Below are 20,734 nucleotides of genomic sequence, written 5' to 3' on the forward strand. Positions count from 1 at the left end.
ACGCGGGGCCCTTGCGAACTGCCCTCCGGGGCAACGTCGATGTCCCGGGCGCCTCTGCCCTCGCGGGGCGCCGGGCGATATCCAGGAGGCATGGTCGAGCGATCCGGAAAAGTGCCCGCGCGGACACGCGACAGCGACGACAAGACCACCGGTCGAGCGGCGGTACCCGCTGTCGCCGCCCACGACCCGCATCCGGGCGCGGCATCCGGGCCGAGTTTCCTCGACCTGCAGGGCAGCGTGGGGAACGACGTCGTCGTGCAGAGGATGCGCCGGTCCGGCCTGCTCGGCGCCGGAGGCGGGGAGGAGCATCCGGAGCAGGCGGCCGTTCAGCGTTCCGCCGTCCATGACGTTCTGCGTGGCGGTGGGCGTCCTCTCGACGGTGCCACCCGCAGTGAGATGGAAGCCCGACTGGGCGCGGACTTCTCGGACGTCCGTATCCACGACGGCGGTGCCGCCAGGGCGTCCGCCGCCGAGGTCGGTGCCCGTGCGTACACCTCCGGCAACCATGTCGTCATCGGTGACGGCGGGGGCGACCGGCACACCCTCGCCCATGAGCTCACCCATGTCATCCAGCAGCGTCAGGGCCCGGTCGCGGGCACCGACAACGGCTCCGGGCTGCGTGTCTCCGACCCCTCCGACCGATTCGAGCGCGAGGCCGAGGCCAATGCCCGGCGGGTCATGTCCGGCCCGGTGCCCGACGCGGCCGGTCCCGTCGCCGAGGAGACCCGGGGCGCGGAGCAGGCGGGCGTCGTGCAGCGGGCCCCCGGCCCGGGGATCGAGCTGCTGCGAGGCCACGACCCGGCCCCCGGGGACACCACGCCGCTGCGGGACTGGGCCACCCTGCGCAGCTCCGCGCTCCAGCCCACCGCGGTGGACGTCCACCAGATCCTGCTGACGTACCAGAAGCTGTCGAACGGCTGGGACAGCGGCATGGGCGAGGTGCAGCAGGCGCTGAGCAACAAGTTCGGGGCGGACAACGCCGTACCGGAGACCGTCGTCCAGTTCGGCCCAGTCGTCAACGCGGGGGGAGTGCCCCGCGGCACGCACATGGTGGCGTATCCACTGACGTTGCGGGGCGCCGCCGGTTCCGACGCGACCACCGGTACCTACGCCGGACTCGGCGGAGCGGTGGAGGGGCACCTCCTCAACGCGCATCTGCACGGCCAGGCCACCCTGGAGAACCTCGCGCCGTTCCGGAAGCAGCTCAACGCCAAGCACAGCCGGGTGGTCGAGGAACCCCTCAAGAAGATGGTCTACAACGACCGCGGCACCTTCCGGTACGAGGTCGTGGTGCATGGCGACCCCGCGAATCCCCTCCCCCAGGGGATCACCTGCCACGTCACCGAGCTCAACGACGACGGCACGCCCATGGCCGACGGCTATGAGCAGAAGGTCGAGATCGATCAGGCCGGGAACGTGAACCGTGTGATCGACAAGACGGAGAGCGGCCCCGGGCGGGGCGATCAGCTCGACTTCGACCGGGTCGAGGAGAACGGGGGCGGTTCCGAACTGGCCGCGCTGTGGAACCAGTTGAGGTTCCCCTGGACCAGGGCGTACGGAGAGGTGGTCAAGGAGGTGCTGGAGACGGCGCACCAGGCCGTCAGCGCGTACGAGATCCAGCACTCCGGTGCCTCGTCGCTGGCCCATCTGCCAGCCACGGCCGTCACGTTCACGACGGGCAATTTCCACGAGGTCGACGAGGACGGCGACGCGGTCGCCGTCGTGATGGGCACGTCGATGGTCGCCGACCCGCTCACGCTCCGGCCTCCGGCCGGGCAGGCGGGCTTTGAACCGGAGGGCGGCGCCTGGGGGCTCGGCGCCATTCGCGGCCATCTCCTCAACCACCATCTCCACGGCCCCGCCGAACCGCACAACCTCGCCCCCATGAGCAACAGCCTCAACCAGCAGTTCGAGCGGGATGTCGAGAGCCACGTCAAGCGCTGGGTGCTCGAAGAGGGCAGGGTCCTGCGGTTCGAGGTCCGGATGTCCGGCAACGACGACCAGTTCGGGTTCGAGGACGTACCGACCACGCTGGACTACCTGGTCCAGGAGTACCGCCAGGACCCGGGGACCGGCCAGTGGCGGCTGGTCCCCGGGGTGCTCCTGCGGGGGCGGCTCTCCAACGAGAGCGACGAGGACTACGAGGGATAGCCGCCGGGTCCGTACGGCTGACAGTGCAGCGGGTCAGTGCGGCGAGTCAGTGCGGCGGTTCAGTACATGAGGGCGTCGTCCATTTCGCTCTGCCAGTAGGTGACGAAGCCGTTGTCGCCCCAGGAGGTGCCGGCGGGGAGCGTCAGCTCGGCCGGGGCGCCCGTGGAACCCTGGTTGGCCTTGCCGGTGAAGTACACCGTGAGGTGGGTGCCCTTGTGCAGCTCCTGCCCGTCGGGCTCACCGAACAGCCCGATGGAGGCGTACGCGGACTGGCCCGGCGCAAGGGTGACCACGGCCTGCGGGATGCTGTCGCGGAGGACCGGGAAGGCGGCCTGGGCGTCGTCGAAGCGGAGCGCCGGTGCGTGGTACGCGTAGCAGGGTACGGAGCCGGTGTTGGTCGCCGTGAGCAGCAGGTGGTTGATGGGGCGGCTCACCTTGGTGACGGTGACCTTGGTGTTCGAGCCGGTGCACGTCACGGGGGTCTTGCTGCCGCTTCCGGTGCTGCCGGCGCTGCTCTTCCCGCTGCTGCTGCCGCCGCCGATGGAGCCCTTGGAGGTGGTGGAGGCGTTCTCGGCGGGGGCCTGGGCCGTGCCGCTGTCGGTCTCCTTGGTGTCCTTGGCGTCCTTGTCCGTGGCGGGGGTGGCGGCGGTGTTCGCCGCCGGAGCCGCCGCGCCTGCCTTGCCGCCGTTCGCGTTGTCGTTGCCGCCGCAGGCGGTGAGCGAGAGGGCGGCCAGGAGGGCGGTCGCGGCGAGGGCGGTGGTGCGGATGTGGTTGCGCATGGTGGTGGTACTCCCCGTGTGTGGGCCGGTGATGTCGGTCGGTCAGCTGTAGCAGATCAGGGCCATGACGATCGCGGTGGACACGATCACCACTCCGATGGCCACGGCATCGATGGGCTCGATGCGGAAGTGGATTCGCACTGCGTTGTCCCGGTGGTCGCTGCGGTGTGTTCACAGATTGCGGGGCGGCGGATTCCGGCCGCAACGCCGAACAGCCCATTGGGGAAGCTGGAATGGCTGCGCGTACTGTGACCTGGGCAGATTCCACGTCCCTGGAACGGCGTTCCGGGACGGACCAGGAGGGGGAACGCCGAAGTGGCGACGCCGGAGGCCGAGGATTTCGCGGCTCTGCTGAAGGAACTGAAGGACCGTTCGGGACGCAGCTACGGGGTTCTCGCCGGGAGACTGCACGTCAGCACGTCGACGCTCCACCGGTACTGCAACGGTGACGCGGTGCCGAACGAGTACGCCCCGGTGGAACGGCTGGCGCGGTTGTGCGCGGCGACTCCGGAGGAGCTGGTGGAGCTGCACCGGCGGTGGATCGTGGCGGATGCGGCCCGGAGACGCCCGGCCGCGGCTGCTCCTGAGGCTGTTCCTGTTCCTGTTCCTGTTCCTGTTCCTGTTCCTGCTCCTGCTCCTGCGGAGCCGGTGCGGGATGCGGTTTCGGACATGGTTTCCGAATCGGGTCCGGAGGCGGGTCGTGGCTCCGAGGCCGGGGCCGGCGGCGACGCGTCCGACATCACGCCCGAATCCGAGCCCGAACCCGAACCCGAACCCACGATTCTGGCCGGTGGGCCGAGCCGGCCCCGGCGGTTCCTGGCCTCCGCACGGGCGCGTGTGCTGCTCGCGGCCGTCGCCGTCGTCGCGCTGACCGTACCGACCTCGATCGTCGTCAGTAATCTGTCGGGCACGGACAAGGACGATCTCAGCAACGCCCCCGCCGTGGACGCGAAGGACCCGGACAAGGACGCGCGCGACCGGTCCGGCCTCGATGCGAGCGCCACCGCTTCGCCCGGCGGGGCGAAGAAGTCGGGCAAGCCCGTACCGTCCGGCTCGGCGAGCGTCTCGTCCCCGCCGTCCGGCGGTGCCTCCGCCACGTCCGGGAGGCGCGGCACGGGAGCCGGGTCGGGTGGGCAGCAGAGCGGGGGCGTGCCGCTGAGCGCCACGATCAGCTCGTACAACTGGGAAGAGCCCTGCGGCAAGTACTACGTGCTGGACCAGAAGCCGAACGACGTGCCTCCGCCGCCCCCGCCGCAGGACACCCGCGGCTGGGCCAGGGCGCTCGGCGGGGTGGACGGCGGCAACTTGCTGCTCGAAGTCACCGTGCAGGGGAAATCGGGGCAGGCCGTCGTGCTGAAAGGACTGCATGTGCGGACGCTGTCCCGGAAGGCGCCGTTGGCTTGGTCGGCGTATTCGATGGGGGAGGGCTGCGGGAGCGGCATCACCCCGCAGTCCTTCGACATCGACCTCGACGACGGCCGGCCGACCCTCACCCCGGTGGCGGGTCAGCAGGGGGATGTACGGGTGCCGCCGAAGGACTTCCCGTTCCGGGTGTCCTCCACCGATGTGGAGGTGTTCGACCTCAACGCCCATGTCGAAGGGCACGACGTCAGCTGGTACCTGGAGCTGGAGTGGAGCAGTGGCGGTCGGGAGGGGACGCTGCGCATCGACGACGGCGGGAAGCCGTTCCGTACCAGCAGCATCAAGGCGCGGCCGACGTACACGTACCGGTACGACACGGCCCAGTGGGAGACCATGGAGCCGAACTAGGTCTCGCCACCGGGCCGGTGCGTACGGGCGGGCGCCCCGGGCAGGGGCGCCCGGGGGTCAGAGGCGCTCGGGGGTCCGGATGCCGAGCAGCTCCATGCCCTGGTGCAGGGTGCGGGCGGTGAGGTCCGAGAGGAAGAGGCGGTTCTCGGCCACATCGCCCGGGACCTCGGGCTTGAGCACCGGGCACTGGTCGTAGAACGTCGTGAAGAGCGACGACAGCTGGTAGAGGTACGAGGCCAGCTTGTGCGGTTCGTACGCGGCGGCGACCTCGGCCACGACCTCGGCGAACTGGTCCAGGTGCAGGGCCAGCGCGCGCTCGGCCGGGGCCAGCTCCAGCTCCGGGTGGGGCTGGGACTTCAGCTCGCCCGCCTTGCGCTTGATGGAGCGGGACCGGGCGTGCGCGTACTGGATGTACACGCTGGTGTCGCCGGTCAGCGAGACCATCTGGTCCAGGTCGAACTTGTAGTCGCGGGCCGCCGACGTCGACAGGTCCGCGTACTTCACCGCGCCGATGCCGACCTGCGTGGCACGCTCGGTGATCTCGTCCTCGGTGAGGTCCTTGGCCTTCTCGCGCACGACGGTGGACGCCCGGTCGATCGCCTCGTCCAGGAGGTCGGCCAGCCGGACCGTCTCGCCCTCACGGGTCTTGAACGGCTTGCCGTCCTTGCCGAGCACCGTGCCGAAGGGGAGGTGCACGGCCTTGACGTCCTCGTTCAGCCAGTCGGCCCGGCGGGCCGTCTCGAAGACCATCTTGAAGTGCAGGGCCTGCCGGGCGTCCACGACGTACAGCAGGGTGTTCGCCTTGAGGTTCTGGACCCGGTCGCGGATCGCGGAGAGGTCGGTCGCCGCGTAGCCGTAACCGCCGTTCGACTTCTTGACGATCAGCGGCGCCGGGTTGCCGTCCGGACCCTTCACGTCGTCGAAGAAGACGCAGAGCGCGCCCTCGGAGCGGACGGCGACGCCCGACTCCTCCAGGATGCGGCAGGTCTCTTCGAGCATGTCGTTGTAGCCGGACTCGCCGACGATGTCGGGGTCGCGGATCTCCATGTCGAGCTTGTCGAAGACCGAGTAGAAGTAGATCTTCGACTCGTCGACGAAGCGCTGCCACATGGCGAGCGTCTCCTCGTCGCCGGCCTGGAGCGCCACGACGCGGTCCCGGGAGCGGGCCTTGAACTCCTCGTCGGAGTCGAAGAGTGCGCGCGAGGCCTTGTAGAGCCGGTTCAGCGAGGACATGGCGGCCTCGCCGTCCGCCTCGCCGCCGTCGCCCTCGTGGGTCAGCTCGCCCGGGTGCTCGATCAGGTACTGGATGAGCATGCCGAACTGGGTGCCCCAGTCGCCGATGTGGTGCCTGCGGACCACGGACTCGCCCGTGAACTCCAGGATCTGCACCATCGCGTCACCGATCACGGCGGAACGCAGGTGGCCGACGTGCATCTCCTTCGCCACGTTCGGCTGGGCGTAGTCGATGACCGTCGTGCCCGCGGCGCTGTTGTACGGCACACCGAGCCGGCCCTCGTCGTCCGCGGCGCGCGCGGCGAGGGTCTCGATGATCGCCCTGTCGGCGAGCGTGACGTTGAGGAAGCCGGGGCCGGAGACCTCGATCTCCTTGATCAGGCCGCCCGCCGGGATCGCGGCGGTGACCTGGGAGGCGAGCTCGCGGGGGTTGCCCTTGAGCTTCTTGGCGAGGGCCAGGATGCCGTTGGCCTGGAAGTCGGCCCGGTCGCTTCGTCGCAGCAGCGGGTCCGCGGTGCCGGCATCCGGCAGAGCTGCCGTCAGGGCGTCCGCCAGCTGCTGCTGGAGCGTGGAAGCGAGGGAATTGACCGAGGCCATGGGCTGGCTGCCGTTTCCGTAGGAGTACAAGGGATCACACCCAGTATTCCACGGGCGGTAAAGCCGTTTTCTTCGTGCGGGCCGTAAGCCGTTTTCGCGCCGCCGGTGGACCTGGGAGAATGGGCGGAGCCCCTATGAGGCCTGATGAGTCCCACAGGGTGTTCCTACGAGTCCTACAAGAGAGAAGGACGTGCAGACCGTGGCTCAGAGTCAGAGCAGCACCGAGGCCGACTGGGTCTCCCGCTTCGCGGACGATGTCATCGCCGAATCGGAGCGTCGTGCGCCTGGCAAACCGGTCGTCGTCGCGTCCGGCCTCTCCCCGTCGGGCCCGATCCACCTGGGCAACCTCCGCGAGGTCATGACCCCGCACCTGGTCGCCGACGAGATCCGCCGCCGCGGGTACACCGTCCGGCACCTGATCTCGTGGGACGACTACGACCGGTACCGCAAGGTTCCGAACGGCGTCCCGGGCATCGACGAGTCCTGGGCCGAGCACATCGGCAAGCCGCTGACCTCGGTGCCCGCCCCGGCCGGTTCCGCGTATCCGAACTGGGCCGAGCACTTCAAGGCCGCCATGACGGCCGCGCTGGACGAGCTGGGCGTCGAGTACGACGGCATCAGTCAGACCGAGCAGTACACGGCGGGCGCCTACCGCGAGCAGATCCTGCACGCGATGAGGCACCGCGCCGACATCGACGCCGTCCTCGACCGGTACCGGACGAAGAAGGACCCGGCCGCGGCAGGCTCCAAGGGCGGCAAGAAGCCGCAGCAGCAGAAGAAGGTCGACGAGGCCGAGCTGGAGGCCGAGGCCGGCTCCGGTGCGGCGAGCGAGGACGACGGCAGCGGCGGTTCGGCCGGCTACTTCCCGTACAAGCCCTACTGCGGCAACTGCGAGAAGGACCTCACGACCGTCACCTCGTACGACGACGACAGCACCGAGCTGAACTACACCTGCACGGCCTGCGGCTTCGCCGAGACCGTGCGGCTGAGCGAGTTCAACCGCGGCAAGCTGGTCTGGAAGGTCGACTGGCCGATGCGCTGGGCGTACGAGGGCGTGATCTTCGAGCCGAGCGGGGTGGACCACTCCTCGCCGGGCTCCTCGTTCGTAGTCGGCGGCCAGATCGTCCGCGAGATCTTCGACGGCGTGCAGCCGATCGGCCCGATGTACGCCTTCGTCGGCATCTCCGGCATGGCGAAGATGTCCTCCAGCAAGGGCGGCGTGCCGACCCCGGCCGACGCGCTGAAGATCATGGAGGCGCCGCTGCTGCGCTGGCTGTACGCGCGCCGCAAGCCCAACCAGTCCTTCAAGATCGCCTTCGACCAGGAGATCCAGCGGCTCTACGACGAGTGGGACTCGCTGGCGCGCAAGGTCGCCGACGGCTCGGTGCTGCCGGCCGACGCCGCCGCGTACGCGCGGGCCATCGGCACGGCCGCCGGTGAGCTGCCGCACACGTCGCGCCCGCTGCCGTACCGCACGCTCGCGTCGGTCGTCGACATCACGGCCGGGCACGACGAGCAGACGCTGCGCATCCTGAGCGAGCTGGACCCGGAGAACCCGCTGACCTCGCTGGACGAGGCCCGGCCCCGGCTCGACCGCGCCGAGAACTGGATCACCAGCCAGGTCCCGGCCGAGGCCCGCACCATCGTCCGCGACGAGCCGGACAAGGAGCTCCTCGGCTCGCTGGACGACCAGGGCCGCCGGTCGCTGCGGCTGCTCCTGGACGGGCTGGACTCGCACTGGTCGCTGGACGGGCTCACCACGCTCGTCTACGGCGTGCCGAAGATCCTGGCGGGCCTGGAGCCGGACGCCAAGCCGACGCCCGAGCTGAAGGTCGCCCAGCGGTCGTTCTTCGCGCTGCTGTACCGGCTGCTGGTCGGCCGGGACACCGGGCCGCGGCTGCCCACGCTGCTGCTGGCCGTGGGCGCGGAGCGGGTGCGCAGGCTCCTGGACGCGTAGCCGTTCCGGCTGTTCCGGTTGTTCTGTACGGACGGAGGGCCGTCACCCGTGATCCGGGTGACGGCCCTCCGTCGTTGCTTTTGCCGGCCGGGGGTGGGGCGGGGCTCAGGCGATGTGGTCCGCTTCGAGTTCGGCGTGGTAGCGGTTCTTGAACTCCGGCATCAAGCGGCGGATCAGCGCCGCGCTGCGCGGGTGCCTGACGTTGTGGCCGTCCGTGACGTGTATGTCCAGGGCGTCGACGCTGGGGTAGTCGTTGTGCTGGTTCACGAACGCGGCGAACACCTCGTACGCGATCGCGGCGAACTCCGCGTCCTCCTGCGCCCACTCGTCCGGTTCCGGTTCCGGTTCCGGGGCCGGCTCGGGCTCCGGGGCCTGCTCCGGGGTCTGCTCCGGGAGCTGCGGCTGCTCGTGGAGCTGTGGCTGTTCCTGGGACGCGGCGCGGGGGCCCGGGACGGCGCCGATGGTGCCCACGTTGCCCAGGGGGCGGGTGCGGCCGCCGGGGCCCGACGGGACCATCACCGGGGTCGGCTCCAGGCCCTCGACGTACATCGGGTTGTAGGCGCTCTCGTACGCGTCGTCCGGCACTTGGGGCGCCGCGAACCACGGGCTCTCGTGCGAGCCGGGGCCCTCCTGGGGCCATTCCTCGGCGGAGACGGGGCCGGGGCCGACGTCGGAGGGGTGGGCGTGCTGCTGGTACTGCGGCTGCTGCGCGTGCTGTTGCTGGAGGTGCTCGTCCTGCGGGTGGCGCGCGTGCTGCTCGGCGTACTGCTGCTCGGGGGCGTACGGCAACTCGGGCTGGGAATCGCCCGGTTCGGCCTGGGCCAGGGCGGGGGCCGGGGGCAGCAGGGCCGGTTCGATGCCCGCGGCGGCGAGGCCGGCCGGAGCGGTCTCGGCCAGCGGGACGCCGTACTTCGCCAGGCGCAGCGGCATCAGGGACTCGACGGGGGCCTTGCGGCGCCAGTTGCGGCCGAAGCGGGCCTGGAGGCGGGCCTGGTAGATCAGCCGGTCCTGTTCGAGCTTGATGACCTGCTCGTAACTGCGGAGCTCCCAGAGCTTCATCCGGCGCCACAGCTTGAACGTCGGTACGGGGGAGAGCAGCCAGCGGGTGAGGCGGACGCCCTCCATGTGCTTGTCGGCCGTGATGTCGGCGATCCGGCCCACGGCGTGGCGGGCGGCCTCGACGGAGACCACGAACAGCACCGGGATGACGGCGTGCATGCCGACGCCGAGCGGGTCGGGCCAGGCCGCGGCGCCGTTGAAGGCGATGGTCGCGGCGGTCAGCAGCCAGGCGGTCTGGCGCAGCAGCGGGAACGGGATGCGCAGCCAGGTCAGCAGCAGGTCCAGGGCGAGCAGGACACAGATGCCCGCGTCGATGCCGATCGGGAAGACCAGCGAGAAGTCGCCGAAGCCCTTCTGGAGGGCGAGCTCGCGCACCGCCGCGTACGATCCCGCGAATCCGATCGCGGCGATGAGCACCGCACCGGCGACCACGAGACCGATGAGTATCCGGTGGGTGCGTGTCAGCTGCATCGCGGCCACCCGCGTTCCCCTCCCCGTTCTCCCGTATCCGACGCCATGTTCCGACGCCGTGCTTCGACGTCCTGTTCGGCGTCCTGCTGCCACTTCTGGCGGGCACAGCCTGGCACATGGGAACGCGGCGTATTGCGCGGGGAGGGGCGAAGCCCGGCGCTCGGGGGAGCACCGGGCTTCGTCGAGCCGCCTCCGGACAGGGGGGTTACTAGCTCGTCTTCTTGACGGACGACTTGTGGGCCGAGGACTTCTTGTCCGTCGTCTTGCGGTCCGAGGAGTCGCTGTCGGAAGACTTGGGGTCGTCCGCCTTGTCCGTGGTCTTCTTGTCCGGCGTGGCCGAACCGGAGGGCTTGGCCGAATCCGTGTCCGCGGCGGCGACCGCGGCCACTGCTTCCTTGGCCGCCTTCTCGGCGCCCTTCAGGATGTCGCCGGCGGAGGGGGTCTTCGAGCCCGCGTAACCCGCGCCGTTGTAGGTGAGGGTGACGACGACGTTCTCGGTCCGGGCCACGATCGTCGCGTACTTGAAGTCCTCACTGGTCTTGGTGAGGTCGTAGGTGATCTTGGTGGCCTGCTCGCCGATGCCGCTGACGGGCGCCTCGGCGACCTTCTTGGCACCCTCGGCGGCCTTGGCCTTGGCGATCTGCTTGTCGAAGTCCTGCTGGGCGCGCTTGGCGCCGCTGCCCAGGGACGGGTCCGAGTCGAAGCGGGTGAAGCCGACGTCGAGCCAGCGGTACTGGGAACCCTTCACGCCGTTGTCGTCGAGGCCGTTCCAGGAGCAGCCGGCGCGGGACGAGGTGTCGCTGGAGGTGGCGGCCGTGCCGTTCTTGGACTTCGCCTTGGGAACCAGGGAAGTCACCGTCTTCTTGGTGATCGACTTGCACGGGTCGGGCAGCGCGGCGAACTTCGCGGGCTCGACGGTCGGTTCCGCCTTCTTGGTCGCGCTCGCCGATGCGGACGAATCGGACGAGCCCGATTCCTTCTTGTCGCCGGAGTCCGACGAGCAGCCGGCGACGACGAGCATCACCGGGACGGCGGCGCAGGCGAGTATGCGGGAGAGTCGCGGGGCTGAACGGTGCATGGTTCCTTCACTCGGGTGGCGCGGCGGGCGGGCTGCCAGGCGGTCGGCGGTCGGGCGGGTGGTCGGCCGATGTGGTCGGCCGGTGCTCCGGAGGGTGGCCCGGAAACTGCTCCGGAGGGTTGTCCGGAGGGCCACGGTACGACGGACCGCGACCGGATGCCGCCTCGGCCGGGGACCCGGCGGCCGGGGGCGGCGCGCGCCGGGGGCGCCCCGGACGGGGTCATTCGCTGAACTTGTCGACCAGTTGGCGGGCCAGTGCCTGGGCCTTCTCCTGCAGTTCCTTGCTGTCGGGGACCACGGTGGAGACGGTCGGCTGCTCGGTGAAGTCGACGGTCACGATGACGTTCGATGTGCGGAATACCACGCTCACCGTGCGGTGCTGTGCGGTGGAACCTGCCCGGGTGAGCAGATCGTCCAGAAATGCGCTGTCGCCGAGGTCGTCGAGGACGCGCGGCTGGAGGTTGTCGTCCGGGCCTTCGTCGGTGTTCTCGGCCCCGTCGGTGCTTCCGGTGTCGTCGGTGTTCTCGGGCTTGCTGCTCCCGGCTTCGGAGGAGGGGCCGGTCAGGGCGTGCGAGGCGGAGCCGGAGGCCGAGGCAGTGGCGGAAGCGGCGGGGTGCGTCGACTTCTTCGTGTCGGCGTCCGCGGAGGGCGAGGACAGGCCGGCGGCGGTCTCCTTCTTCCCGTACACCTCGCGGGCGCGGTCGTCGTCGCTCACCGCGGGGTCGTAGGAGACGACGCGCTCGAAGTCGATGGACAGGCTGTGCGAGGAGGAGGGAGCCTCGGACTTCCAGCGGCAGCCGACCCGGCGGTCGGTGTCGTAGGTGACGGCGGCGGTGCCCTCGTACACCTTCTTCTGCTGCTCCTCGGAGAGTTCGGCGGCGCCCGGGAGCAGGTCCTTCAGCATGGACGTCGCGACGGCGCGGCAAGGGTCGGGAAGTGTCTGGTACTTGCCGGGGGCCGCCGCGGCGACGGCTGTCTCGCCGGGCTTGCTGTCGCTTGCGGAACCACTGGTTCCGGTGTCGGCGCTGCAGCCGACGACGAGCGTTGCCAGCAGCGCGGTGCCGGTTACATAGGCCATTCGTCGCACGGCCCTGGGCTCCCTTCGTGCGAAAAACGGTTGCCGCTCGATGGCGACCGGTGGACACAATGTGTATCGCACGCGCCGCCGTGAATGCCGGTCGACCGACTCATTTGCCGACCTTGGCACCGGTTTTGCGCTTTCAGACTTTTCGGGGGAATCGAGGAACTATGTCTTATGTAGAGGTGCCGGGGGCGAAGGTCCCCATCCGTATGTGGGCCGACCCGGCTTCGGTCGAGGACGTCGCGATGCAGCAGCTGCGCAACGTGGCCACACTGCCCTGGATCAAGGGCCTCGCCGTCATGCCGGACGTCCATTTCGGCAAGGGGGCGACGGTCGGTTCGGTGATCGCGATGCACGGTGCGGTCTGTCCTGCGGCGGTCGGTGTGGACATCGGCTGCGGAATGTCCGCGGTGAAGACCTCCCTGACGGCCAATGACCTGCCGGGCGACCTGTCCCGGCTCCGGTCGAAGATCGAGCAGGCCATCCCGGTGGGCCGCGGCATGCACGACGAGGCCGTGGCGCCGGACCAGCTGTACGGCTTCCGGGCGCCGGGCTGGGACGACTTCTGGGGACGGTTCGACGGGGTGGCCGACGCGGTCAAGTTCCGTCAGGAACGGGCCACGAAGCAGATGGGAACGCTCGGGTCGGGCAACCACTTCATCGAGTTCTGCCTCGACGAGTCGGGTTCGGTCTGGCTGATGCTGCACTCCGGATCGCGGAACATCGGCAAGGAACTGGCCGATTTCCACATCGGGCAGGCGCAGAAGCTGCCGCACAACCAGGATCTGATCGACCGGGACCTGGCGGTGTTCATCGCCGACACCCCGCAGATGGCGGCGTACCGGAACGACCTGTTCTGGGCGCAGGAGTACGCGAAGCACAACCGCGCCATCATGATGGCGCTCTTCCAGAACGTGGTCCGCAAGGAGTTCAAGAAGGCCAAGGTGACCTTCGAGCCGGTCATCTCCTGCCACCACAACTATGTGGCGGAGGAGCGGTACGAGGGCATGGACCTGCTGGTCACGCGGAAGGGCGCGATCCGTGCGGGTTCCGGGGACTTCGGGATCATCCCGGGTTCGATGGGCACCGGTTCGTACATCGTGAAGGGCCTCGGGAACGAGAAGTCGTTCAACTCGGCCTCGCACGGCGCCGGCCGGAAGATGAGCCGGAACGCCGCGAAGCGGCGCTTCTCGACGCGCGACCTGGAGGACCAGACGCGGGGCGTGGAGTGCCGTAAGGACTCCGGTGTCGTGGATGAGATTCCGGCCGCGTACAAGCCGATCGAGAAGGTCATCGAGCAGCAGCGGGACCTGGTGGAGGTCGTCGCCAAGCTCAAGCAGATCGTGTGCGTGAAGGGCTGAGACTCAGCAGTACACGCCCTCGGCAGTGTCCCCGGACTGGCGTCAGTTCGTGTTCTTCCTGCCTGGGCCGTGCGTGTCAGCCGAGCTGTGGGACGGTCGCAGTGCTTCAGGAAGCGGCGGACACGCTCCGGCCTGGTGCGCCGCCATTCAGAGGTCGCTGTGGCCACGGCTGCTCCCGGATGCAAAGCTCTGGCCCCCGGACTTGTCGGTCCGGGGGCCAGGCTCGTTCTCCCCGCAGGGGCCCCGATCGCTCCTGTCGAGCGATCGGGACCCGCGCAGGATCACACGTGTAGCCGTACTACGAGTTGTTGACCGTGATGGTGGCGTTTTCCGTGCCGCATGCGCTGGTAGCGGTATCGTGCGTGGCGTCTCCGGAGTACGTCACCAGCCACTTGTAGACGCCGTCGTTGGCAGCGTCCACACTGAAGGTGTTGTTCGACGTGCTGGCCGAGCCACCGACGAGATTCACCGTCTCGGCGGGGTAGACGGGGCTGCCGGAGCAGGTGGGGTCGCTGGGACCGAACAGCTTGAACGTGACAGTTCCCGTGGGCTGCCCGCCGGATACGGAGGTGACTGTCGCCTCGTCCTGCGGGAAGAACTTCTGTTCGGTCGCGATGTTCGCGGCTGCCTTGCTGATCACACTCGTTTCGTTGGGATCACCGCAGCTGGTTTGAGACGGGGAGTTGTTGGCGTCACCGCTGTAGCCGGCGGTCCAGTAGTAGGTGCCGGCGACAGCCGGGGTGAAGTTCCCCGAGCCGTAGTTGCCGTTGCCGTTCACCAAAACCGAGTTGGTGTAGACGGGGGTGCCGGAGCAGGTGGCGTTGTCGAAGAGATTGAAGGTGATCGTGCCACCCGCGTTGCTGGTGGCCCCGCTCAGAGTGGCTGTGTCACTGATCGGGTCGCCGAGCGTCGCGCTCGCTGTCGCGTTGGTGGTCAGCCCCGTGCAGTTGCTGATCGTCACCTTTGCGGGAGCGATGAAGTCCTTCAGCTCGGCAGGGAACGAGTTCGAGGCGCGGCTCTTCACATAGGCCGAGCCGAATGTCTCGCAGCTGCTGCCCGGCGGGAAGAGCGCGTTGAACGAGATCGCTGCCTCGCCGAACGTGAACGGGTCCTTCGCCCCGAGGCCGCCGGATTGATTGGCCGGGATCGTGCTGGTGTTGACCGAACCCAGCGCATTCGGGTTCACGCCACCGCTGATGATCGAAGGCAAACCCCAGACCGAGCCGGACCATGTGCGAATGGAGATGGTCGGAACGGTGCCGCCCTTGGCGAGGTCATAGGTGATCAGCTTGTCACCCGGGGTGCGCAGCGGCGTTTCGGTCGCATTGGGCCCGTTGTCCGCACAATTCGTCGGCGTCGCGTTCGGGTCGCAGAACTTCTGGTTCAGCTCGAAGTCCATGTTCGTCGTGCCGGACGGAACATTTTGCCTCGTCCAGAACAGTTCGAGGAACTTCGGCGACGTGTTCGTCTCCGTGAAGACGCCGAAGTTCGTCAAGTCGCTCTTGTTGGGAGGGATCGAGCCGAACACGATGGTCGGGTCCGGGTCGTTCTCATCCGCGCCCTGCCCGAAGGCGTCGTCGTTGGGTCCGCTTGGCATGTCGGGCTTCACCAGGACCCCGGTGCGCATGCTGTTGCCCAAACCGCCCGAGAGCCAGTCGATACAGGGAGACGCGCCATCGACCTTCAGGTTTGCGTCGGTGTCGATCTCGAAGTTGCTTCCCGGCAGCACGCTCGCCGTTGAACACGGGGCCAGTGCCATCGCCTGAGAATTCAGTGACGCCGGGGCGGTGAACGCGGCGGCGAGCGAGGCAGTGACGAGCGCCGCCCTGAGTGGGCGCCTTCTCCTCATGCGGCTGCCCTCTGCTGAGGCCGTCCTGTGTCCATGCCCACCCGGAACCAGGTTGGCCGTACGAATCTGAATCACTGCACGTTCTCCTCATCGCTGCGGGGTCGGTGCGCGCTTACACGACGCTGCACTTCACCAGCCGCTACTGATGACCAGTGGGTAGCGCGCAGGCTGGAACGTAGCATGAGGATCTGCGCATGCGTGGCGAAATCTGGCAGAAGTCGCATCGGTGCATAAATTGCCACGAACGTTGGCTGATCAGCTGAAATTACCCCTGGGCATGGGTAGCGGGTGACTGCGCTGCGAGGGAGAGAGCTGGTTGCAGCAGAGTTCTTGTCTCGAGCGGGGTGCCGTAAGGACTCCGGCGTCGTGGATGGGATTCCGGCCGCGTACAAGCCGATCGAGAAGGTCATCGAGCAGCAGTGGGACCTGGTGGAGGTCGTCGCCGAGCTCAAGCAGGTGGTGTGCGTGAAGGGCTGAGGCCCCTTGCGCAGGCGAAACGAGGGCCCCGGGTGCGGATTGCATGTCCGCGGCCTGCGCTTGCGTCCGGGGCCTGCTTGTGTCCGGGCCGTCCGGCTGCTCTCTCCGGGCCCCGTCGGACTCAGGCGGTGCGGTGGACCTTCGTGTTGGAGGCCTGGGCGCGGGGGCGGACCACCAGGAGGTCGATGTTGACGTGGCTGGGCCGGGTGACGGCCCAGGTGATGGTGTCGGCCACGTCGTCGGCGGTGAGGGGGGCGTCGACGCCCGCGTAGACCTTGGCGGCCTTCTCGGTGTCGCCGCGGAAGCGGGTGGTGGCGAACTCCTCCGTCCTGACCATGCCGGGGGCGACCTCGATGACGCGGACCGGGGTGCCGACGATCTCCAGGCGGAGGGTCTCGGCCAGGACGTGCTCGCCGTGCTTGGCGGCCACATAACCGCCGCCGCCCTCGTAGGTGGAGAGACCCGCGGTGGAGGAGAGGATCACGATCGTGCCGTCCCCGCTCTCGGTGAGGGCGGGGAGCAGGGCCTGGGTGACATTGAGCGTGCCGATGACGTTCGTCTCGTACATCTGGCGCCAGTCGGCGGGGTCGCCGGTGGCGACGGGGTCGGCCCCGAGCGCGCCGCCCGCGTTGTTGACGAGGACGGCGAGGGAACGGAACGCCGTGGCGAACTCGTCCACCGCGGTGCGGTCGGTGACGTCCAGCGCGTAGGCCGTTGCCTGGTGGCCCGCCTCGTTGATCTCGGCGGCGAGCGCCTCGATGCGGTCCTTGCGGCGGGCGGTCAGTACGACGCGGTAGCCGGCTGCGGCCAGCTGCCGGGCGGTCGCGGCACCGATGCCGCTGCTCGCTCCGGTGACGACGGCGATCGGGGTGGCGGCCATGGCGGACTCCTCGGACAGCTGATCGGTACGGGGTCAGGATAGGCAGGCGCGGAGCCTTCTAGTGGTTGCGGGGGGCGTACATGATCACGGCCATGCCGGCCAGGCAGATCAGCGCGCCGATCACATCCCACCGGTCGGGGCGGTAGCCGTCGGCGACCATGCCCCAGGCGATCGAGCCGGCGACGAAGACGCCGCCGTACGCGGCGAGGATGCGGCCGAACTCGCCGTCCGGCTGGAGCGTGGCGACGAAGCCGTAGGCACCGAGGGCGATGACGCCCGCCCCGATCCAGATCCAGCCCCGGTGCTCACGCACGCCCTGCCAGACCAGCCAGGCACCCCCGATCTCGAAGAGTGCGGCGACGACGAACAGGGCGACGGAACGGGTGATGGACATGGGGCCGAGCGTTTCACGAGGTGAGGGGCCGGGTGAGAGCCGAGTGCGGGGCCGAGCGGCGGGTGTGTGAGGGCTGAGCGAGCGGTGAAGGCGCGCCGAACTGGTCGGTCAATACGGATAATTCGGGGCGATCTGTATCTTCGGTGCATGGTAGTGACGCATGGAGTCGCACGAGCCCTCACCGCGAAAGCCGCGACAGTGGTGCCGGCTGTGGCAGTGGCGCTGGCTTCGACGGTGGTACTGGGGGCGGGCGCCGCGGCTGCCGCTCCCTCGGCACCTCTGCCTCCTTCGCCCCCTGCGCCCTCCCCGGCCCTTGCTTCCTCTGCGGCCCTTGCTTCCTCCGCGGCCCTTGCGCCCGAGGCCGATGTGTCGCACCACGGGCATGTCCTGCTGTGGGGCTCGGGGCTCGGGGTCCGGGTGCGGACCGAGAACCACGGCCCGTCGAGCCTCGCGGGTGTGACCGTGCGCGTGCGGACATCGGTGGCGCTCGCCGAGCGACAGGAGCTCCCGCAGAGCTGTCTGCAGACCGACCGCTGGACCGTGCTGTGCCGGACGGGCACCCTGCACGCCGATGGGGCGGAGGAGCGGCGGCTCGCCCTCGAACTGCGGCTCGCGGGGCGGCCGGACGAGGTGGTCGTACGGGTCGACACGCTGTGGAACGGCGGCGCGACCGACCGGAACCCCGGGAACGACGACCACGAGGTGCTGGCTCCGGCCACCGGGGACGAGTACGTGTTCTGAGCCCGGTGTGTAATGCGGGCCTCGTGGAGGGTGATGCGGGTTTCGTGGCCGGAGCTGCGGGTCGCGTGCTCATCGGGTGAGGGCGGCCCGCAGGTCCGCCGGGTCGGGGTGCTCGCTCGCCCAGGCGATGTAGCCGTCGGGGCGGACGAGCAGGGTGGTGGCGCGGTCGCTCCGCCAGTGGGCGTGCACCAGCGGGGTCGGTGACGCCGGGGCTGCGGTGCCTGCGGGGGTGACGAGGACGAACGTCCCGTCGCGCAGCAGCTGGTGCAGACGGCCCTCCCGCAGGCTCAGGTCGGGGGCGCGCTTCGAGGTCAGGGGATGCGCGCCGCGCGGGGCCGGGTAGGCGATCGAGATACCGGAGACCATGCCGATGGTCTTGTCGGAGGCGGGCCGGACCGTGGACAGCACTGCGGCGGCGAGGGTTCTGACCGCCCGCCGGAGCGGGGTTCGGGCCATGGCGAGGCGGACGAGCGCGCCGCTGGAACGGAGCGCTCTCGTGCCGACCGGGTGCCGTTCGGCGTGGTAGCTGTCGAGGAGCGCCTCCGGGTCGGCCGACTGCCCCCGCAGTACGGCTGCGAGCTTCCAGGAGAGATTGGCGGCGTCCTGAAGGCCGGTGTTCATGCCCTGGCCACCCGCGGGCGAGTGGACATGGGCGGCATCCCCGGCGAGGAAGACCCGGCCGGTGCGGTAGCGCGGCACCTGGCGTTCGTCGCTGTGGAAGCGGGAGATCCAGCGGGGGTCGTGCATGCCGTAGTCGGTGCCGAGGGCGCGTCGGGTGATCTCGCGCAGCTCTTCGAGATCGACGGGGTCGGAGGGGCTGCTGTCGGTGGCCTGGTGAGCGTGGCTCCACCCCATCACGCGGTACCAGCCGTCGCCGAAGGGGGCGACGAGGGCGAAGGCGTCAACGCCGCCGCTGACCGTGAGGGTGTCGTCCGGCTCCTCGGTGAGCCGGACGTCGGCGAGGGTGATCGACCGGATCACGGACTTGCCGGGGAAGGGCAGCCCGAGCGCCTGGCGCACGGGGCTGCGCATCCCGTCGGCGCCCACGAGATAGCGGGCGGTGAGAGCGGCCCGGCTGCCGTCCGGCTCGCGCAGCTCGGCGGTGACCGATTCCGACGCGGTGCTCTGGCGGAGCCCGGTCAGCTCCGTGTCGTACCGGAAGTGGACGCCGGCGGTGCGGGCCCGGCGCTCCAGCAGTTGCTCCACCTCGTACTGCGGGGTGATCAGCACGAAGGGGAAGCGGGTGTGCAGCCGGTCGAGGTCGAGCGAGAGCTTGCCGAAGAAGCGCAGGGAGCTGAGGGAGGTGCCCGTCTTGATCAGCTCGTCGGCCAGGCCGCGGCTGTCGAGCAGTTCGAGCGTGCGGGCGTGCACGCCGAAGGCGCGCGTCATATTGCTCGTCCGGTGCGGGCGGCGCTCCACGAGCGTCACGGAGATGCCCTGGGCGGCGAGATCTCCCGCGAGCAACAGGCCGGTGGGGCCCGCGCCCACGACGATTACGTCGACGGTCTCGGGTGCGGTGCTCGGGGTGGTGGTCATGACTGCCTCCTGGACCCGTTCATCAGCTTTCACCTTCGTGCCAACGAGCGTTGGTCAACGCTTGTTGGCAACGGTAACTCCGGCGGAGCTGGCATGTCAACGGTCGTTGGCCTACATTTGTTGGCATGACGAAGCCCGCCACCGCGCCCCGCCGTTCGGATGCCACCAAGGCCGCGATTCTCGTAGCCGCGCGCGAGCGGTTCGCCGCCGACGGGTACGAGCGCGCCACCATCCGGGCCATCGCCCGAGACGCGAACATCGACCCGTCGATGGTCATGCGCTACTACGGCAACAAGGAGGGGCTGTTCGTCGCCGCTTCCGCGATCGATCTGCGGCTGCCCCAGCTGGGGGCGTTGCCGGGCAAGCACGTCGGTTCGGTCCTCGTCGCGCATTTCCTGGACCGCTGGGAGAACGACGACGTGCTCACGGCCATGCTCAGGGTCGGTGTCACCAACGAGGCGGGCGCGGAGCGGATGAGGGCGGTCTTCGCCGAGCAGATCGGCGCGGTCACGGCCGGCGTCTGCCCCGTTCCGGCCGAAGCGCCACACCGCGCGGCGCTCGTCGCCGCGCAGATACTCGGGATGGCGCTCACGCGCTACGTGCTGCGGTTCGGGCCCGCCGTCGAGATGCCGCGCGACGAGGTGATCGCCTGGCTCGCGCCCACCGTCCAGCGCTATCTGACCGCCGAGACGCCGTAGGGCCTGCCCGGCGCATCAAGGCCTGCCCGGCGGATGGCCGGGGCGGACGAGTTGTCTGCTTCGTACACTCTCTGCATGTCGCAGAAGTCCCAGCCCCGCCGTAGTGCGCTGATGGCCGAGCTGACCGTCGAGTCACGCCGCTACATGGCCGCGTACGCGCTCTTCAACCAGGCCGTCGCGGACCACCTGCGGCTCCACCCGACCGACCTGCAGTGCCTCAACCTGCTCGGCCTGGAGACGGCCCCGGTCACCACGGGCCGCATCGCGGAGCTGACCGGGCTGACCACGGGGTCGGCGACCCGGCTGGTCGACCGGCTGGAGCGGGGCGGGTACGTGACGCGCGAGCGTGACACCGTCGACCGGCGGCGGGTGCTCGTCGCGACCGTGCCGGAGCGGATGGCGGAGATCGGCGCGGTGTGGGAGTGGCTGAACGGGGCGTGGGCGGCGATGTTCGAGGCGTACGACGACAACGAAGTGGCCCTGCTCATCACCCACATGCGGCGGACGGTCGAACTGAGCGCGTTGCAGGTCGAGGCGTTGCGGGAGGCCGGTGACGCGACCGCCGCGGGCGATGCGACGGCCGCCGGGCCTTCGGGCACCGGCCCCGGGCGGAGCTGACGCC

Annotated in this window: 16 protein-coding genes and 1 pseudogene; 8 read left to right on the plus strand and 9 right to left on the minus strand. The window is 69.6% G+C overall.

Annotation, left to right across the window (positions count from 1 at the left end; genetic code table 11):
* The first annotated feature begins 90 nt into the window (after positions 1 to 90).
* Positions 91 to 2,151 (plus strand): eCIS core domain-containing protein, encoded by a 2,061-nt coding sequence (locus tag BT364_RS43370; protein ID WP_371268657.1) that lies wholly within the window; start codon positions 91 to 93, stop codon positions 2,149 to 2,151.
* A 59-nt stretch (positions 2,152 to 2,210) separates the two neighbouring features.
* Here BT364_RS43370 and BT364_RS28375 read toward each other — a convergent pair whose 3' ends face one another.
* Positions 2,211 to 2,930, minus strand: a complete 720-nt coding sequence (locus BT364_RS28375) for a DUF4232 domain-containing protein (protein WP_072488086.1) — start codon at positions 2,928 to 2,930, stop codon at positions 2,211 to 2,213.
* A gap of 315 nt (positions 2,931 to 3,245) precedes the next feature.
* Here BT364_RS28375 and BT364_RS28380 point away from each other — a divergent pair, with 315 nt between their 5' ends.
* Positions 3,246 to 4,700 carry a helix-turn-helix domain-containing protein gene (locus tag BT364_RS28380; RefSeq protein WP_072488087.1) on the plus strand — a complete coding sequence of 485 codons (1,455 nt, stop codon included), beginning with the start codon at positions 3,246 to 3,248 and terminating at the stop codon, positions 4,698 to 4,700.
* A 57-nt stretch (positions 4,701 to 4,757) separates the two neighbouring features.
* Here the strand turns inward: BT364_RS28380 and argS are convergent, their stop codons facing one another.
* Positions 4,758 to 6,530 (minus strand): arginine--tRNA ligase, encoded by a 1,773-nt coding sequence (gene argS / locus BT364_RS28385; protein WP_072488088.1) that lies wholly within the window; start codon positions 6,528 to 6,530, stop codon positions 4,758 to 4,760.
* Positions 6,531 to 6,720: 190 nt separating this feature from the next.
* On the opposite strand from argS, the gene lysS reads away from it, so the two are divergent.
* Complete coding sequence (gene lysS, locus BT364_RS28390; RefSeq protein ID WP_072488089.1) at positions 6,721 to 8,487, plus strand: lysine--tRNA ligase; 1,767 nt, start codon at positions 6,721 to 6,723, stop codon at positions 8,485 to 8,487.
* Positions 8,488 to 8,592: 105 nt separating this feature from the next.
* Here lysS and BT364_RS28395 read toward each other — a convergent pair whose 3' ends face one another.
* The 3 genes from BT364_RS28395 to BT364_RS28405 all read right to left on the minus strand — a co-directional run bounded on the left by BT364_RS28395 (position 8,593) and on the right by BT364_RS28405 (position 12,173).
* Positions 8,593 to 10,017, minus strand: coding sequence for a DUF2637 domain-containing protein (locus BT364_RS28395; RefSeq protein ID WP_371268658.1), 1,425 nt, complete (start codon positions 10,015 to 10,017; stop codon positions 8,593 to 8,595).
* Positions 10,018 to 10,225: 208 nt separating this feature from the next.
* Entirely contained in the window at positions 10,226 to 11,095 is an 870-nt protein-coding gene (locus BT364_RS28400; RefSeq protein WP_072488091.1) for a DUF3558 family protein, read from the minus strand.
* 220 nt (positions 11,096 to 11,315) lie between these two features.
* Positions 11,316 to 12,173: a hypothetical protein gene (locus tag BT364_RS28405; protein WP_072488092.1), complete on the minus strand. Its 858-nt coding sequence runs from the start codon at positions 12,171 to 12,173 to the stop codon at positions 11,316 to 11,318.
* A gap of 170 nt (positions 12,174 to 12,343) precedes the next feature.
* Here BT364_RS28405 and BT364_RS28410 point away from each other — a divergent pair, with 170 nt between their 5' ends.
* Entirely contained in the window at positions 12,344 to 13,537 is a 1,194-nt protein-coding gene (locus tag BT364_RS28410; protein ID WP_072488093.1) for an RtcB family protein, read from the plus strand.
* Between the two features lie 298 nt (positions 13,538 to 13,835).
* On the opposite strand, the gene BT364_RS28415 is transcribed toward BT364_RS28410, so the two are convergent.
* Entirely contained in the window at positions 13,836 to 15,296 is a 1,461-nt protein-coding gene (locus tag BT364_RS28415) for an Ig-like domain-containing protein (RefSeq protein WP_072488094.1), read from the minus strand.
* A gap of 435 nt (positions 15,297 to 15,731) precedes the next feature.
* On the opposite strand from BT364_RS28415, the pseudogene BT364_RS28420 reads away from it, so the two are divergent.
* Positions 15,732 to 15,863, plus strand: a pseudogene (locus BT364_RS28420) (RtcB family protein); the annotation flags it as partial.
* 121 nt (positions 15,864 to 15,984) lie between these two features.
* Here BT364_RS28420 and BT364_RS28425 read toward each other — a convergent pair.
* Positions 15,985 to 16,743 carry an SDR family NAD(P)-dependent oxidoreductase gene (locus tag BT364_RS28425; RefSeq protein WP_072488096.1) on the minus strand — a complete coding sequence of 253 codons (759 nt, stop codon included), beginning with the start codon at positions 16,741 to 16,743 and terminating at the stop codon, positions 15,985 to 15,987.
* A gap of 58 nt (positions 16,744 to 16,801) precedes the next feature.
* A complete protein-coding gene (locus tag BT364_RS28430) occupies positions 16,802 to 17,137 on the minus strand; it encodes a YnfA family protein (RefSeq protein WP_072488097.1) in 336 nt (111 codons plus the stop codon).
* A 456-nt stretch (positions 17,138 to 17,593) separates the two neighbouring features.
* Between BT364_RS28430 and BT364_RS44365 the strand changes: the two genes are divergently transcribed.
* Positions 17,594 to 17,878: a hypothetical protein gene (locus BT364_RS44365; protein WP_371268659.1), complete on the plus strand. Its 285-nt coding sequence runs from the start codon at positions 17,594 to 17,596 to the stop codon at positions 17,876 to 17,878.
* Between the two features lie 69 nt (positions 17,879 to 17,947).
* Here BT364_RS44365 and BT364_RS28440 read toward each other — a convergent pair whose 3' ends face one another.
* Positions 17,948 to 19,414 carry an FAD-dependent oxidoreductase gene (locus tag BT364_RS28440; RefSeq protein WP_072488098.1) on the minus strand — a complete coding sequence of 489 codons (1,467 nt, stop codon included), beginning with the start codon at positions 19,412 to 19,414 and terminating at the stop codon, positions 17,948 to 17,950.
* 125 nt (positions 19,415 to 19,539) lie between these two features.
* Here BT364_RS28440 and BT364_RS28445 point away from each other — a divergent pair, with 125 nt between their 5' ends.
* A complete protein-coding gene (locus BT364_RS28445; protein WP_072488099.1) occupies positions 19,540 to 20,112 on the plus strand; it encodes a TetR/AcrR family transcriptional regulator in 573 nt (190 codons plus the stop codon).
* Between the two features lie 75 nt (positions 20,113 to 20,187).
* The gene (locus tag BT364_RS28450) at positions 20,188 to 20,730 is read left to right on the plus strand and encodes a MarR family winged helix-turn-helix transcriptional regulator (protein ID WP_072488100.1); all 543 of its coding nucleotides are present in this window, start codon (positions 20,188 to 20,190) and stop codon (positions 20,728 to 20,730) included.
* Positions 20,731 to 20,734: the final 4 nt, after the last annotated feature.

It is taken from the genome of Streptomyces atratus, assembly GCF_900119365.1.
Classification (GTDB): Bacteria; Actinomycetota; Actinomycetes; order Streptomycetales; family Streptomycetaceae; genus Streptomyces; species Streptomyces atratus_B.